Here is a 16,668-nt window from a genome sequence, read left to right as displayed (position 1 = left end):
CCGCTTGGCGCGCTGTTGCCGCTCGACGGCGGGCTGACGCAGATGGTGCGAATGCGAAATTCCCTGATGGTGAAATAGATGTCGGACAAGAAAGTGGATGTCGTCGTGCTCGGCGCGGGCATCGTCGGCGTGTCCGCGGCCTATGCCGCGCGGCAGCAGGGGTTGTCGGTCGTGCTCGTCGATCGGCGTGAGCCCGGCAGCGAGACCTCCTACGGCAATGCCGGCATTCTCTCCAGCGGCTCGATATCGCCGCTGAACAATCCGTCGCTGTGGAGCGCGCTGCCGAAATACCTGACCAACCGGCACGCGGCGCTGCGCTGGAACATCGGCTGGTCGATTCGCAACGCGGAATGGGTGCTCCAGTTTCTGGCCAACGCGATCCCGTCTCGAACCAGACCGCGGGCCGCGGCTTTGCACGGGCTCATCGGCGCATCGCTGAAACTGCATCGGGACTGGATCGTGAAAGCGGGCGCAGGACACCGCATCCGCGAGACCGGCTGGCTGAAGGCGTGGCGCGGCGACGCGATCGATGTGGCGAAGCGGGAACAGGCCTTGCTGACCGAATTTGGTATCGAAAGCCAGTTGCTCGACCGCCAGGCGATTTCCGCGCTCGAGCCAGGCATCGTACCGGTCTATAAAGTGGGGCTACTGCATTCGCAGACGGCCTCGGTCGATTCGCCGGGCGCGGTGGTGAAAGCCTATGCGCGCATGTTCGCGGGCGCAGGCGGCGAGATCCGGCAGTCGGAGATTAGGGCGATCATGCCTGACGGCGAGGGCTGGCGCGTGGTGCTCGCCGATGGCGCGCTTTCCGCGCGCCATGTCGTGGTCGCGCTCGGACCGTGGTCGGCGGAAATCCTGCGGCCGCTCGGCTATCGCGTGCCGCTGGCGTTCGAACGCGGTTACCATCGCGAGTTCAAGCCGAACCCGGCGCGCGCGTTGCGGCGTCCAATCCATGACGCCGATGGCAGTTTCCTGATGACGCCGATGGAGCAGGGCATTCGCGTCACCTCCGGCGTCGAACTCACCGACCATGATGCGCCTTCGTCCTACGCCCAGATCGATGCGGTGGAACCGCTGGCGCGCGAGGTGGTCGAATTTGGCGAGCAGGTCGGCGACACCTGGCGCGGCGCGCGGCCGACGCTGCCCGACAGCCTGCCGATGATCGGCCCGGCGCCGCGGCATGCCGGCCTGTGGCTGGCGTTCGGCAACCAGCACATCGGCTTCACCACGGGGCCTGCGACCGGCGCCGCGATCGCCGCCATGATCAGGGGAACGCCACCATCGTACGACGTCACAGCTTTTGCGCCGAGCCGCTACATCTGATGCTCCATGGCGCCTTCCTCAGTACATCTATTGACTCGGTTCTGCTTGCGGATCCTGTACTCGGGAGCCACATTTCTTCCTGAATGCGTGCGAACACCATTAAAATTGGAGTTCTGCGATGGAAGCGGCTTCGGGGCGCTATTCGGCAGCAACGCCTGAGGCAGGGAACGCCGGCGACGGACCGGCCCTCTCCAACCAGGTGAGGACGATCAATCTGGCCCTACAGGGTGGCGGCGCCCATGGCGCCTTTACCTGGGGCGTGCTCGACCGGCTCCTCGACGAAAAGGACGTTGCCTTCGAGGGATTGAGTGCGACCAGTGCCGGCGCGATGAATGCGGCGGTCTTTGCCTACGGGCTTTCCGTCGGCGGACGCAAAGGGGCGCGCAAGGCGCTGACCGACTACTGGAAGCGTGTCAGCGACGCGGCGAGTTTGGGGCCGTTGCAACCAAGCCCGATCGACCGACTGCTGGGGAACCACAAGCTGACCTGGTCGCCGGTCTTCTCGCTGCTCGGCTTCGTGACGCGCGTGCTGTCGCCGTATGAGTTCAATCCGTCGGACTATAACCCGTTGCGTGAAGTGGTCGAGCAATCGATCGATTTCGAGGTGCTGAAGCGTCCGGACTGTCCGGTCAAGCTGTTCCTGTCTGCGACCAACGTTCGCACCGGCAAGGTGAGGATCTTCTCGGGGACTGAAATTTCAGCGTCGGCCGTGATGGCTTCGGCATGTGTTCCGACCATGTTTCACGCCGTCGAGATCGACGGTGAGGCCTACTGGGACGGCGGCTACATGGGAAATCCGGCGCTGTTCCCCCTCATCTACAACTGCAAGAGCTCCGATATTGTCATCGTTCATATCAATCCGCTGTTCCGCAAAGAATTGCCGTACGCGGCAGTCGACATCCTGAACCGCATCAATGAGATCAGTTTCAATTCATCGCTGATGCGGGAGATGCGGGCGGTCAGCTTCATTACCAGGCTGGTCAAGCAGAACCATATCGTCGGCGGAGACGTCCGGCAGATATTCATCCATAGCGTCGCCGACGATGAATTCATGGGGGCGCTCAGCCCGACCAGCAAATACAACGCCGATTGGGACTTTCTGGTTTTTCTTCGCGACCAGGGCCGGAAATGCGCGAACGACTGGCTGACGAACCATTTCGTCAAGCTCGGCGTCGAATCGTCCGTCAATATCGACCAAGTGTATCTCTAAATCTGCAATGGTGCCGAAGGGTAGCGCGCCATTCGTTATTTGCTGGTGAATTATTCGCCGCGTTGTGCGATGACGGCAGCAACGCTACCTCCAGACCCGCCATGCCATGACCTCACCCACCGTCACATCCTCGCAAGTACGCACCGCGCTTCTGCTGCGCGATGAAATCGCGTTGCTCGATCTGCGGCACGAGGCGGCTTTCGCCACCGGCCATCCGCTGTTTGCCGCCAACATGGCGGCCGACCGCATCGCGCTCGAAGCGGAGACGCGGCTGCCGCGCAAGGACGTGCCGATCGTGGTTTACGACGCGGGCGAAGGCCTCGTCCCGCAGGCGATCGATCGATTCAAAACGCTGGGATACGCCAATGTCCGCGCGCTCGACGGCGGGCTGCAGGGCTGGCAGGCGGCGGGCTTTGAGCTGTTCCAGGACGTCAATTCCTACGCCAAGGCGTTTGGCGAACTGGTGGAGCATCGCCGCCACACGCCGTCGCTGGCGGCGGAAGAGGTCGCAAGCCTGATTGCGCGCAAGGCCAATATCCGGATTCTCGACGTTCGCCGCTTCGACGAATACGCCACCATGAACATCCCGGGCTCGATCAGCGTGCCCGGCGGCGAGCTGGTGCTGCGCGCCGGCGAGGCGGCGCCGGATCCCGAAACCACCATCATCGTCAATTGCGCCGGCCGCACCCGCTCGATCATCGGCACCCAGTCGCTGATCAATGCCGGCGTCGCCAATAAAGTCGTGGCGCTGCGCAACGGCACCATTGGCTGGACATTGGCCAAGCAGGATCTCGAACACGGCGCCATCAGGCGCGGAGCGATCGGCGCTTCCGAACAAGCCAAGGCCAACTCGCGCGATGTCGCCTATCGCGCCGGCGTCCGTCGTGTCGGGCCACAAGAGGCGCGGGCGCTGGCGGCGCAGACCAGCCGCACGCTCTATCGTTTCGACGTCCGCGACGGCGAGGAATATGCCGCCGGTCACCTCCAGGGCTTCCGCCATTACGCCGGCGGGCAGCTGGTGCAGGAGATCGACATGGCAGCACCGGTGCGTGGCGCGCGGATTCTTCTGTCAGATAATCTCGGCGTCCGCGCCGACATGACCGCGTCCTGGCTCGCGCAGATGGGATGGGAAGCCTATGTGCTCGATGGCGGCTATGACGGTGCGCTGGAAGTCGGCACGCCCGTGGTCCTGCCAAAGCCCGATCCGTCGCACCGCTACCGGCGTCCCTATGAGGGCACCGATGTCTCGACCGCTGCAATGCAGGCCTATCTCGACTGGGAGTATGGCCTGGTCGAGCAGCTCCGGCGCGACGCCAGCCATGGTTTCTTCGTGATTTGAATGGCTACCTCGTAATTTGATGCCGAAAGGCGGCGGCAGGGTCCTTGTCGGCGTGATAGTCTTGGCCTTGCTGGGCGCCGCGAGGTGAGTCGAAAGGCAATGAGAGACAAAAAGGACATCGTGGAAAACTGGCTGCCGCGTTACACCGGCACACAGCTTTCTGAATTCGGAGATTATGTTCTCCTGACCAATTTCGACAATTACGTCGAATGGTTCGCCGCCGGGAACGGCGTTCTGGTCAACGGCATCGATCGGCCGATGCCCAACGCCACGGCCGACGGCATCACGCTGATCAATTTCGGCATGGGAAGCCCGAACGCCGCGACCGTGATGGATCTGCTCAGCGCCATCGCGCCGAAGGCCGTGTTGTTTCTCGGCAAGTGCGGCGGATTGAAGCGTAAAAACCAGATTGGCGATTTGATCCTGCCGATCGCGGCCATCCGGGGCGAGGGGACGTCGAATGATTATTTGCCGCCGGAGGTCCCCGCGCTGCCCGCGTTCGAGTTGCAGCGCGCGGTGTCGACGATGATCCGCGATCTCGGTCGCGACTATTGGACCGGCACCGTGTACACCACCAATCGCCGCGTCTGGGAACATGATGATCGCTTCAAGGAAATCTTGCGCCGCACGCGAAGCATGGCGATCGATATGGAGACGGCAACGATTTTTGCGGCAGGATTCGCCAACCATATTTCGACCGGCGCGCTGCTACTGGTGTCCGATCAGCCGATGATACCCGAGGGTGTGAAGACCGAAGCGTCGGACCGGACGGTGACCGAGAACTATGTCGAGATCCACATCAGGATCGGGATCGAAGCCCTGAAGCTGGTGCGCCGCCGAGGTCGCAGCGTCAAGCATTTGCGTTTCGAAGACGATTTCGACCGGGGCATCGAGACGTAAGGGATTCCCCTGATGTCAGCGCCACGCCAGTAGTATCGCGACCAGGATGACGAGGCTCGCCGACAATACTTTCCAGAACACCAGCGGATTGCGCTCATAGAGCGCTCGCCGCTTCACGGCGGCGGGCTTTGCCCACATGGCGCCATTTTCCAGTTCGTGGGCGAATTCGATGACGTCGCCGAAGCGTTGGGTGGGGTCGACGGCGAGCGCCTTGCCGATCACGGCATCGAGCCAGGCCGGCAGATCGGGACGGTAGCGCGACAGCGAAACCGGTTTGCCGAAGCGTGGCCGCGAAAATGGTTCGATCTCGCCATAGGGGTAGGCGATGCTGAACATGCGGTAGACGGTCACGCCAAGCGCATAGAGATCGGAAAATTCGTCTCCCGCGCGGCCGCTGAAGAGCTCGGGCGCCATGTAACTCGCGGTGCCCGGAATATCCTGCGCCGGGAAATCCTCGAGCAGCGGCACCCGGGCGACGCCAAGATCGACCAGCCGCAATCCGCCGGCCGCCAGCAGTATGACGTTGTCAGGCTTGATGTCGCGATGGATGATGCCGGCGCGATGCAAGGTGGCCACCGCACGTGCCAGCTTGGTCGCAATCCCGATACCTTCGGTGAGCGAGAGCTGCGGCGAGCGGTTCAGGCGCTGCTCGAGCGTTTCGCCCTCGTACAGCGGCATCACCGAATAGAGCCGCGTCTGGCGTCCGGCGGGAACCTCGATGATCTCGCCGATCCACAGGCTTCTGACTCGGGCCGCCACCCATGCTTCGCGTACGAAGGCGAGACGATATGAACCTTCGCTGGCAACGCGGGGGTGAGGAAATTTCAGCACCAGTTTGCGGTTCTGCCGCTTGTCGATGGCGACGAACAGCCGGCTATAGCGGCCGTCGGAAAGCACCTCCTGGAGCACGAAATCGTCGATGGTCTCGCCGGACGACGGCAGCTCCAGGATGGGAAGGGTTTCGATTGCGTGGGTGAGTTCGTTGCGGTCGGCCGGCGGCAGGTCGATGACGTCGAGCACCAGCGCGGTCATGTTGTCGCTGCTGCCGGCGGCCAGCGCCGTGTCCACCAGCTTGCGCGCGGTTTCCTCAGGCGAAGCGCGCTCGTCGAGCAGTACCTGCAGGCGGCCGTCGTCGAGGGCGCCGTGAATGCCGTCGCTGCAGATCAGCAGTCGATCATGTTGCCGCAGGCCGACCGCGGTATAGTCGACGCGCGCGAAATCCTCGAAGCCGATGGCGCGGTTGAGCAAATGGGCGAGGTCGCCGCGTCCTGCGACGTGGTCCTTGGTCAGCCGCTCCAGACGGCCTTCGCTCAAGCGGTAGGCGCGTGTGTCGCCGATGTGAACAATGTGACAGGTGCGGCGCGACAGGATCATTGACGAGAACGCGCAGCTCATGCCGCTGAGCCGGGAATCGACGCGGCCCTGCGCATAGATCCAGCTGTTGGCGGCCTCCAGCGCCCGCGAGGCGATGCGCCGAACGCCCAGCGTTTCGGGAAGCGAATAGTAGGCGTCGAGAAAACAACGCACAGTCAGTTCGGCGGCTTCCCGTCCGCCCTTGTGGCCTCCGACGCCATCCGCCACCGCGGCAACGATGTCGCGGTTGAATGCGCCGGTCTGACCGAGGCACGCCGCGACGTAGTCTTCGTTGGTCGCGCGCTTGCCGGTCTCGCTGACGAAACCGACGCGCACCTGAAGATTTCTCTGCGAACCGATCGTCACGTCAGAGACCCGCCGAGCCCTTGGAAGCGCGCGTCGTCAGACCCGCGCTCCCGATGCAGCGCCCCATGTCGTGCGCCATCGGACCTTGACCATGGCAAGTCCGATAAAGCCAAGCAATGCCAGCACCCCGAAAAACAGGAAGCCGGCCCCGAAGCCGCCGGTTGCGGCCTTGGCGGTGCCGAGCGCCTGGGCCAGGAAAAAGCCGCCGACGCCTCCGGCGCACCCGACCAGACCGGTCATCAGGCCGATGTCCTGACGGAAGCGGAGCGGGATGAGTTGAAACACCGCGCCGTTGCCCATGCCGAGCGCCAGCACGCCGACCGAGAACAGCAGCACCGACATCCACGCGATGCGCGGCATCTGCAGTAGCGACCAGCCCGCCGCGGTCGGCGCCGCCGGTCCTTCCGGCATGAAGGCGATGACGAGATAAGCGGCAACCACAACCGCGAACAGCACCGACAGCGAGCGGATGCCGCCGATGCGGTCGGCAATCAGCCCGCCGACCGGGCGGAAGCCGGAGCCAAAGGCGACGATCAGCGAGACCAGCAGACCTGCCGCGACGCCGGAGACGTGATACTGCACGGTGAAATACAGCGGCAGCGCGTTGGCGAGGCCAACGAAGCCGCCGAAAGTGATGAAGTAGAAGAACATGAACCAGCGGCTGTCAGGATCGCGCAGCAGCGTGGCATAGGCCTTCAGCGAGATCGGTTTGCGCTCGCCCGGCGCATCCTTGGCCGCGAAGACGTAATATGCGAGCACCAGCACCATCGGAATCAGCAGGAAACCGAACACGGCCTGCCAGCCGAAATGCTCGGCGATCGTCGGTGCGAGCATCGTATCGATGACGACGCCCATATTGCCGGCGCCTGCGATGCCCATCACCACGCCCTGATATTGCGGCGGGTACCAGCGGCTCGCCTGTGGCAAAGCGACGGCGAAGGACGCGCCGCCAATGCCGAGCACCAGGCCGAAGATGATGATCGCGAGCTTGCTGTCGAGCCCGTACCGCCATACCCACGCCGTCGCCGCGGTGACGATGAGCTGCGCGATAATTCCGGTTCGCTTGGCGCCGATGATATCGGCCAGGATGCCCATCGGGACGCGCAGCAGCGCGCCGGCCAGAACCGGGATGGCCACGAGGGTAAACTTCTCGCTGACCGCGAGGTTCATGTCGTGCGCGATGTAGACCATCAGCGGGCCGAGCGCGACCCAGGCCATGAAACTGATGTCGAAGTAAAGAAACGCGGCCAGCAGCGTCGGCCAATGGCCAGCCTTCTTAAACTCAGCAAACTTCATTGCGACAGCCTCGCGATCATGCGGCCGATGGCGTGCGCGCAGGTGCGGCAGGTCTCGGCACGACAGATGGAATATGGGTGAAAGCGAGAGCCGTTCTCGTCATTGAGACGGTCTCGATTGGCGCTAACGGCAGCAATATCTGTGCCATTCGATTGCGAGCGGCACTTTGCCTTTAATCGCAACGCGTTGACCGCTATTCCACCGCCAGGGAAGAAAACCCGATCTGCTGCAGCGGGCAGCAAACCGCGCCACTCAAACGCGCAGGGTGGTGCTTTTTTGTGCGGTGCGCACAAGCGCCCGAATTCGCGGCAGCCGATAAACCTATTGATATCGCTCGCGGAATCGCTGCTGCCGAGTTGGCACGCGTTTTGTATTCAAGGAAATATCGATCGTCATTGATGATGGTCAGCTGCCCGCGGATGGGCTCCTCAAAACTCCCAATCTCTATTCCACCGATCGACGACGCATGGCGCGTCGACGCGCGGTGTCGTCGGAATGCGAAAGGCAGATCATGCTCGAGAAAGTTAGCAGGCAGAAGCTGGTGGTGATCGGCAACGGCATGGCCGGCATCCGCACAGTGGAAACGCTGCTGGAGCGTGCGCCTGATCTCTACGACATCACGGTGTTCGGTTCCGAGCCTTACGGCAATTACAATCGTATCCTGCTGTCGCCGGTTCTCTCCGGCGAGAAGTCCGTCGACGACATCATGCTCAACACCGAGCAATGGTATGACGACAACGGCATCACGCTGCGCAAGGGCGAGACGATCGTGATGATCGACCGGCGCACCTGCGAAGTCGTCACCGCCACGGGCGCGCGCGTTGCTTATGATCGGCTGCTGATCGCGACCGGCTCCAACCCGATCATGTTGCCGCTCCCCGGCAAGGATCTTCCCGGCGTCATTGGCTTTCGGGATATCCAGGACGTCGAGCGCATGGTTGAAGCCTCGACGAGCCATCCGAACGCCGTCGTGATCGGTGGAGGCTTGCTCGGCCTCGAGGCCGCCAACGGGTTGATGAAGCGCGGCATGAACGTCACCGTCGTGCATCTGCTCGACTGCCTGATGGAACGCCAGCTCGATCCGGTTGCAAGCGGAATGTTGCGCAAGTCGCTGGAAGAGCGCGGCATGGTGTTCAAGATGCCGGCGCAGACGCAGGCGATCCTGGGCGAGGACCGCGTCACGGGCGTGCGCTTTGCCGATGGCGTGGAGCTGCCGGCCGACCTGGTCGTGATGGCCGTCGGTATCCGCCCGAACATCGAGCTCGCGCAGAAGGCGGGCATCCATTGCGAGCGTGGCATTGTCGTCTCCGACACCATGCAGACCTATGACGGGCGCATCTACGCGGTCGGAGAATGCGTGCAGCACCGTCGCCAGACCTACGGTCTGGTCGCGCCGCTGTTCGATCAGGCCAAGGTCTGCGCCAATCAGCTCGCCATGAAGGGCTTTGCCAGCTATTCGGGATCGGTGGTCTCGACCAAGCTGAAGGTGACGGGCATCGACCTGTTCTCCGCCGGCGATTTTGCGCCCGGCGCCGACAAGGAAGAAGTCGTGATGCAGGACGCCGCGCGTGGCGTCTACAAGCGGATCGTCCTGCGCGACAAGAAGATCGTCGGCGCCGTGCTTTACGGCGATACGGTCGACGGGCCCTGGTATTTCCAGCATCTGCGCGACGGCACCGATATCTCGCAGATGCGCGAGCGCCTGGTATTCGGTGCGGCCAATCTCGGCGACGGCGGTCACGCCGGCCAGAATTCGGTTGCCGCGATGGGCGACGAGGCCGAGATCTGCGGCTGCAACGGCGTCTGCAAGGGCACCATCGTCAAGGCGATCGCCGAAAAGAAGCTGTTCACGATCGATGACGTACGCGCCCACACCAAGGCGTCATCGTCATGCGGCTCATGTACCGGCCTCGTCGAGCAAGTGCTCGCGTTCACGCTCGGTGGCGACTATTCGACGGCGCCGAAGGTCAAGCCGATGTGCAAGTGCACCGATCACAGCCATGACGACGCGCGCCGCGTCATCGTCGAGCAGCAGTTGAAGACCATCCCCGATGTCATGAAGTTCATGGATTGGAAGACCGCCAACGGTTGCCATTCCTGCCGGCCGGCGCTGAACTATTATTTGCTCGCCACCTGGCCCGGCGAATATCGCGACGACCAGCAGTCGCGTTACATCAACGAACGCGTTCATGCCAACATCCAGAAGGACGGCACCTATTCGGTGGTGCCGCGGATGTGGGGCGGCGTGACCACGCCGGACGAATTACGGGCCATTGCCGACGTCGCCGACAAGTTCAAGATTCCGACCGTCAAGGTCACCGGCGGCCAGCGCATCGATCTGCTCGGCGTCAAGAAGGAGGATCTGCCTGCGGTGTGGGCCGACCTCAACGACGCCGGCATGGTGTCCGGGCATGCGTATGCCAAGGGGCTGCGTACGGTGAAGACCTGCGTCGGCTCGGAATGGTGCCGCTTTGGTACCCAGGACTCGACCGGCCTCGGCATCAAGATTGAAAGATTCATGTGGGGGTCCTGGGCCCCGGCCAAGGTGAAGATGGCGGTGTCGGGTTGTCCGCGCAACTGCGCCGAATCGACCTGCAAGGATGTCGGCGTGATCTGCGTCGATTCCGGATACGAGATCCATTTCGCGGGCGCCGCCGGCCTTCACATCAAGGGAACCGAATTCCTCGCCAAGGTGGCGACCGAGGAGGAGACGCTGGAGTTGATCGCGGCACTGACGCAGCTCTATCGCGAGCAGGGCTGGTATCTGGAGCGGATATACAAGTGGTGCGATCGTGTCGGTCTCGATGCCATCCGCAAGCAGGTGGTCGAGGATCTCACCAACCGCAAAGCGCTGTACGACCGTTTCGTGTATTCGCAGCAGTTCTCGCAAAGCGATCCATGGGCGGAACGCGCCCAACGCGGCGTCGATCGCAACGAGTTCGCGCCGATGGCGGAGCTGGAACTCGCATGACCGGAGCTCGCATGACACGGTGGATTGAAATCGGAGCCCTGGACCAGATTCCGCGCCTCGGCGCCCGCGTGGTGCGCACGGCGTCGGGAAACATCGCGGTATTCCGCACCGAAGACGACGAGGTGTTCGCGCTGGACGATCGCTGCCCGCACAAGGGCGGACCGTTGTCGCAAGGCATCGTGCACAACAAGCGCGTCACCTGTCCGCTGCACAATTTCGTCATCGAGCTTGCAAACGGCGAGGCGGTCGCTCCTGACGAGGGATGCGCGCATTCGTATCCGGCCAAGGTGGAGAACGGCACCGTGTGGCTGTCCGTTCGTGAGGTAGTCGCCGCTTCCGCCGATTGAGGGTAACGACGCGTGCCAGTCAAGACGACATGTCCCTATTGCGGCGTCGGCTGCGGCGTCGTGGCCGACAGGGATCCGGCGGGGGCCGTCACGGTCCGGGGTGATCCGCTGCATCCGGCAAATTTCGGGCGGCTGTGCGCGAAAGGATCGGCGCTGGCTGAAACAGTCGATCTGGAAGGACGCCTGCTCGAGCCCATGGTCAACGGCCGCGCTGCGACCTGGGATGCCGCGCTCGGCCATGTCGCCGATGGATTCAGCAAGGCGATCCGGGAGCACGGGCCTGACGCGGTGGCGTTCTACGTCTCGGGCCAGCTTCTCACCGAGGACTACTACGTCGTCAACAAGCTCGCGAAGGGCTTTGTCGGCACCGCCAATATCGATACCAATTCGCGGCTGTGCATGGCCTCCAGCGTGGTGGGTCACAAGCGTGCCTTCGGCAGCGACACCGTTCCGGGTTGTTATGAAGATCTGGAACTGGCCGACCTGCTGGTCCTGGTCGGATCCAATGCGGCCTGGTGCCATCCGATTCTTCACCAGCGCATGCTGGCGGCGAAAGCCAAAAATCCCGCTTGCCGCATCGTCGTCATCGACCCGCGCCGGACGGCGACCTGCGAGGGCGCCGACCTGCATCTGCCGGTTCGTTCGGGCAGCGACTCCGTTTTGTTCAACGGATTGCTGGCGTATCTTGCGAAGAACAAGGCGGCCGATGGCGCGTTCGTCGGCGATTTCACCACCGGCGCCGAGGCGGCGCTGGCGCAAGTAGCTGGCCAGACCGTGGCGCACACGGCTGACGTCTGCGGGCTGACGGGCAGTGCAGTCGAGCAGTTTTTCAGCTGGTTCGCCAGGACCGAGCGCGTCGTCACGCTCTATTCCCAGGGCATCAATCAGTCGAGCAGCGGCGTCGACAAGGTCAATGCGATCATCAACTGCCATCTGCTGACCGGCCGGATCGGAAAGCCCGGCATGGGGCCGTTCTCGCTCACCGGCCAGCCCAATGCGATGGGCGGACGCGAAGTCGGTGGCCTCGCCAATCAGCTCGCCGCCCATATGGAGATCGAGAACCCGCGCCATCGCGAACTCGTGCAGCGCTTCTGGCGCTCGCCCGTCATCGCGGACAAGTCCGGGCTCAAGGCGGTCGAGATGTTCGACGCGATGGCCGACGGCCGCATCAAGGCGGTCTGGATCATGTCCACCAATCCGCTGGTCAGCCTGCCGGATGCCACTCGCGCGCGCGCCGCGCTGGATGCCTGCGACCTCGTCGTGGTGTCGGATTGCATGCGGCATACCGACACGACGCGTCACGGCCATGTGCTGCTGCCTGCGACGGCGTGGGGCGAAAAGGACGGCACCGTCACCAATTCCGAGCGCCGCATCTCCCGGCAACGGCCGTTCTTGCCGGCACCCGGCTCCGCGCGTCCGGATTGGCGGATCATCTGCGATGTCGCCCGCCGCATGGGATTTTCAGGCTTCGACTATACGAGCGTGGCCGGGATATTTCGGGAGCACGCCAGCCTCTCCGGCTTTGAGAATAATGGCGTGCGGGATTTCGATCTCTCCGCCTTGAGCACGCTCGATGATCGCGCTTACGAGACGCTGGCCCCGGTACAATGGCCGGTGACGCGGGATTATCCGACCGGCACGCAGCGGCTGTTCGAGACCGGCGGATTCTTCACCCCCGATCGCAAGGCGCGCTTTATTCCGGTTGTGCCGCGCCCGCCCAAGAACCCGACCAGCCGCGAGCATCCTCTGATTCTCAACACCGGCCGGATTCGCGACCAGTGGCACACCATGACGCGGACCGGGAAATCGCCGCGACTGATGATGCACATGTTCGAACCCTGTGCGGAATTCCACCCCGAGGATGCGCGCAAGGCGGGGCTCGACGACGGCGCGCTCGCCCGGCTGTCCAGTCCCTGGGGCCAGATGGTGGCGCGCGTGACCGTCACCGCCGAACAGCGGCGCGGCTGCGTGTTCGTGCCGATGCACTGGAATGGCGAGTATGCCGGCGACGGCCTGATCAACGCGCTGGTCAATCCCGCGACCGATCCGATATCCGGACAGCCGGAATCCAAGCATACGCCAGTGAAGGCCGAGCCCTATCTGCCGAAATGGCATGCCTTCATTCTAAGCCGTTACGAGATCGAGCGCCCGGAGAAGGGGTACTGGGTTTCCGGACGGTCGGGCATGTGCTGGCGCATGGAGCTGGCGATCGAGGAACGGCCGCCGAGCTGGCGCGATTGGGCGCGCGCGCAGCTCCGCGCCGAGCAGGCGGACATCGAATGGATCGCCTATCGCGATCCGAGCATCGGCCGGTATCGTTACGCGAGCATTCGCGACGGGCGGTTGGAGGGATGCATCTTCATCGCCTCGGACCACAAGCTGGTGTCGCGTTCATGGCTGACCAATTTGTTCGCGGAAAACACGCTCTCGCCAAAGGCGCGGATGTCGCTGCTCACAGGGCAGCCGCTGGAAGCCGGCGAGGATATCGGGCCGATCGTCTGCTCGTGCTTCGGCATCGGGCAACGGCAGATCTCGGCCGAAATCAACAAAGGCGCGAGAAATGTCGAAGCCATTGGTCAACGATTAAAAGCCGGCACCAATTGCGGGGCATGCAAGCCGGAGATCGGCAAGCTGCTCAATGGCGCGCCTGTGCCAAAACCCCTGCCGGCGTGAGTTTTTCCGATTCCCGGCCTATTTGCCGGGTCCATCCTTGCCCGTGACGAACACGTCGCGATGCGGAAATTTCCCGAACAGTTCAGGCGGCTGGCTGAAATTGGTGGCGAGCACGTCGGCCGGGTTGGCCGCGATCCATTGCGACAGGTCGATGGTCTCGTAGATACCGGAATTGAAGCCGATCAGGATGCGCGCAGGCTTGTCGCCGATATTTTCAATGGAGTGCCCGTAGCCTTGCGGGATATAGCCGACGTCGCCCTGCTGCAACTGCTCTATCCTTGTGCGCCCGTGCGAGCCGAACAGCGTGACGCTGACGGTGCCGTCCAGCACGTACTGCCACTCGTCTGCATTCGGATGCCAGTGCAGTGTTCGCAGCGCACCGGGATCGAGATCGAGCACGACGCCGGTGATGGTTTTCGCAATCGGAAAGCGGCTTGAATCGACGCGCCATTCCCGGCCGCCCTGAAAGATGCCGTGCGGCGGCTGCGCCAGCAGGCGGTATCTGTGCGTTTGCGGCGGCAGCTTCCAGCCCTGCAGCGGCACCGACGGCTCCGCGGGTGGCGGCTTGCCGCGGGCAAAATACACTTCGTCGTTGGGGAAATTGTCGAACGCCGATTCCGGCACGCCGAAGTTCTTCGCCAGCAGCGCTTTCGGGATGTGGCCGATCCAGTCGGTGATGCTGAAGGTGCCGAACTCGGAAAAATAACCGTTGTCGAAGATCAGAATGAAACGGCAGGGCTTGTCGCCAAGACATTGCAGCATGTGGCCGTGACCGCGGGGAAAGTACCAGACGTCGCCCGGATCGAAATCGTTGGTCTCGGCAAAGCCGTTGGGATCGACGACGGTGGTGCGAACGCGCCCCTCGAACACGAACGCCCATTCGGCCGCGGTGGCGTGCCAGTGCATCTCGCGCATCGCGCCGGGCTCGAGCCGCATCGAAACCCCGGCAATTCCCTTGGAGATCGGCAGCTGCGTAACGGTGGCTTCCTTGCCGTAGCTGTTGCCGATCACCTTGCCGGCGGATTTCTCCAGCGCGAACTTGAAGGTCGGCAGGTCCTTTCCCGACAGCGCGGGATCGGGGACGTTGTTCATGAAGCTGGGATCGCCGGCGACCGCCACTTGCGATCCGGCCAGCGTCGCCAGCGAGGCGATGGCAGCGGCGGCAGGGAGAAACTCCCGGCGTTGCGGATTGGACATGTTGGTCTCCCTGGTGAGCGAAAATCCTCCGGCGGGCGGCCGTGCCGCCTCTCGTGCCGGCACGGGCTAGCGATCTCACGGGATCATGCTGGCGGCCAGGCTTCACGTCCAGCCTGTGCAGGTCCGCTCGCGGTGCAACCCGGACCTGGCCAATGGCGATGTCGGCCACGCATAGTCCTGCTGCGCTCTTCCCATCGCTCGTCTTCCAGTCGTCACTGTGCTAATTTGAGCCAACAGGAATAGCTCCAGGAGCTTTCTGACCGGTAGCCGCATGTTCGTCTTAGGCGACAGAGAGATGCGATGATGGCTATGTGACGGCTCTTGTCTCGCGACCAGACTTGATGACGCGGCTAACGCGAAGGGCTTGTCATGAACCAGACGATTCCAGTCAATGAGCCCGGACGCCTTGTCGCGCTGACAAACTACGCAATCCTCGACACGCTTCCAGAAGCCGGTTTCGACGAAATCACCGAACTGGCGGCGCAGATCTGCGGCTGCCCCGCCGCTTTGGTCAGCTTCGTCGACGCATCGCGGCAGTGGATCAAGGCGAAGTATGGTCCACTTCCAGCAGAGCTTTCCGAATGCCCGCGGGAAATTTCGATCTGCACGGCCACGATCTGCAACAACGACATCCTCTACATTCCCGACCTGATAAAGGATCAACGATTCAATACCAGCCCGCTAGTGACGGGCGATATGCACATTCGCTTCTATTGCGGCGTTCCCCTCATCACGCAGGACGGCTATGCGCTGGGCACTTTGTGCGTGATCGCCTTCGAGCCGCGGGAACTTACCTTCGGGCAGCAGGAGGCGCTCAGACGACTGGCACACCAGACGATGGTTCACCTCGAATTGCGCCGGCAATTGCTCGTGCGCAACGAGATGCTGCGTGAGTTGGAGCGTGCACGCGACCAGGCCGTCGCCGGGAAAGCCGAATCGGACAAGCTGCTGCTGAACATCCTGCCGTCATCCATCGCAGCCGAGCTCAAGGCAAATGACCGCGTTCAGCCGCGCTTCTTCGATTCTGCGACGGTGATGCTGATCGATTTCACCGGCTTCACCCGACTGGTCGAAACCATGGAGCCGGCGAGCGTCATTGACCAGCTCGACCAGCACTTCACCAGGTTCGACGACATCATGGCCAAGCATCGCCTCGAAAAACTCAAGACGATCGGAGACGCCTATCTCGCTGTCGGCGGCGTGCCGGAGCCTAACCGCTCGCACGCCATCGATGCCGCGTTGGCGGCGCTGCAGGTCATCGATCACCTGGCCAGACTCAATCGGCAACGCGAGAAGCTGCACCTTCCGGCGTGGCAGGTAAGAATTGGAATCAATACCGGACCGGTCATCGCCGGCGTCGTCGGGAAACACAAATTCACCTACGATATCTGGGGAAATACCGTGAATATAACCCAGCGCGTCGAAGCCGCCGGCGCTCCCGGACGCATCAGCATCGCCGAATCGACCTGGCAGCACATCAAAACGCGATTCGAGACCGACGCTCGTGGGGCCGTCGAAGTGAAGCATCAGGGTTTGGTGAATATGTATTACCTCAACCGCATCCGGCCCGAATTGTCCTCTGATCCGGCCGGGATAACGCCAAACGACCGGTTCTGGAAACAGGAATGAGCGCGCGCTTTGCGCCAGCGCCCGGGAAGGGCGCCATCGCCGGATCATCTCGATGGAACGGCGC

At 63.0% G+C, this 16,668-nt stretch carries 11 protein-coding genes; 8 read left to right on the top strand and 3 right to left on the bottom strand.

Translation table 11 applies throughout. The annotated features are described in order from the left end of the window. Positions 1-78: 78 nt before the first annotated feature. From JQ600_RS07995 to JQ600_RS07980, 4 genes are all read left to right on the top strand, one after another. Entirely contained in the window at positions 79-1,323 is a 1,245-nt protein-coding gene (locus JQ600_RS07995; protein ID WP_212390274.1) for an FAD-binding oxidoreductase, read from the top strand. Positions 1,324-1,441: 118 nt separating this feature from the next. Continuing rightward, positions 1,442-2,533 carry a patatin-like phospholipase family protein gene (locus JQ600_RS07990; protein WP_212390273.1) on the top strand — a complete coding sequence of 364 codons (1,092 nt, stop codon included), beginning with the start codon at positions 1,442-1,444 and terminating at the stop codon, positions 2,531-2,533. A gap of 106 nt (positions 2,534-2,639) precedes the next feature. Continuing rightward, entirely contained in the window at positions 2,640-3,872 is a 1,233-nt protein-coding gene (locus tag JQ600_RS07985; protein WP_212390272.1) for a rhodanese-like domain-containing protein, read from the top strand. A 99-nt stretch (positions 3,873-3,971) separates the two neighbouring features. After that, on the top strand, positions 3,972-4,772 hold the full coding sequence (locus JQ600_RS07980) for an AMP nucleosidase (RefSeq protein WP_212209344.1): 801 nt from the start codon (positions 3,972-3,974) through the stop codon (positions 4,770-4,772). A gap of 15 nt (positions 4,773-4,787) precedes the next feature. Here JQ600_RS07980 and JQ600_RS37375 read toward each other — a convergent pair whose 3' ends face one another. Together JQ600_RS37375 and JQ600_RS07970 are read right to left on the bottom strand one after the other, a co-directional pair. Further along, the gene (locus JQ600_RS37375; protein WP_312012295.1) at positions 4,788-6,491 is read right to left on the bottom strand and encodes a protein kinase domain-containing protein; all 1,704 of its coding nucleotides are present in this window, start codon (positions 6,489-6,491) and stop codon (positions 4,788-4,790) included. 36 nt (positions 6,492-6,527) lie between these two features. Then, positions 6,528-7,787 (bottom strand): NarK/NasA family nitrate transporter, encoded by a 1,260-nt coding sequence (locus JQ600_RS07970; protein ID WP_212267886.1) that lies wholly within the window; start codon positions 7,785-7,787, stop codon positions 6,528-6,530. A 511-nt stretch (positions 7,788-8,298) separates the two neighbouring features. Between JQ600_RS07970 and nirB the strand changes: the two genes are divergently transcribed. From nirB to JQ600_RS07955, 3 genes are read left to right on the top strand one after another with little or no spacing between them, the layout of a single operon-like run. Next, positions 8,299-10,758: a nitrite reductase large subunit NirB gene (gene nirB / locus JQ600_RS07965; RefSeq protein ID WP_212390271.1), complete on the top strand. Its 2,460-nt coding sequence runs from the start codon at positions 8,299-8,301 to the stop codon at positions 10,756-10,758. 11 nt (positions 10,759-10,769) lie between these two features. Continuing rightward, complete coding sequence (gene nirD, locus JQ600_RS07960; RefSeq protein WP_212267890.1) at positions 10,770-11,105, top strand: nitrite reductase small subunit NirD; 336 nt, start codon at positions 10,770-10,772, stop codon at positions 11,103-11,105. Between the two features lie 12 nt (positions 11,106-11,117). Further along, positions 11,118-13,778: a nitrate reductase gene (locus JQ600_RS07955; protein WP_212390270.1), complete on the top strand. Its 2,661-nt coding sequence runs from the start codon at positions 11,118-11,120 to the stop codon at positions 13,776-13,778. Between the two features lie 18 nt (positions 13,779-13,796). On the opposite strand, the gene JQ600_RS07950 is transcribed toward JQ600_RS07955, so the two are convergent. Continuing rightward, positions 13,797-14,975, bottom strand: coding sequence for a cupin domain-containing protein (locus tag JQ600_RS07950; RefSeq protein WP_212489768.1), 1,179 nt, complete (start codon positions 14,973-14,975; stop codon positions 13,797-13,799). A gap of 369 nt (positions 14,976-15,344) precedes the next feature. Between JQ600_RS07950 and JQ600_RS07945 the strand changes: the two genes are divergently transcribed. Further along, a complete protein-coding gene (locus JQ600_RS07945; protein ID WP_212390268.1) occupies positions 15,345-16,604 on the top strand; it encodes an adenylate/guanylate cyclase domain-containing protein in 1,260 nt (419 codons plus the stop codon). Positions 16,605-16,668 lie beyond the last annotated feature (64 nt).

The sequence above is a fragment of the Bradyrhizobium sp. AUGA SZCCT0176 genome, assembly GCF_018130145.1.
Lineage (GTDB): Bacteria > Pseudomonadota > Alphaproteobacteria > Rhizobiales > Xanthobacteraceae > Bradyrhizobium.
The sequence above is the reverse complement of the archived record's forward strand: the minus strand, read 5'-3'. Positions and strand labels throughout refer to the sequence as shown.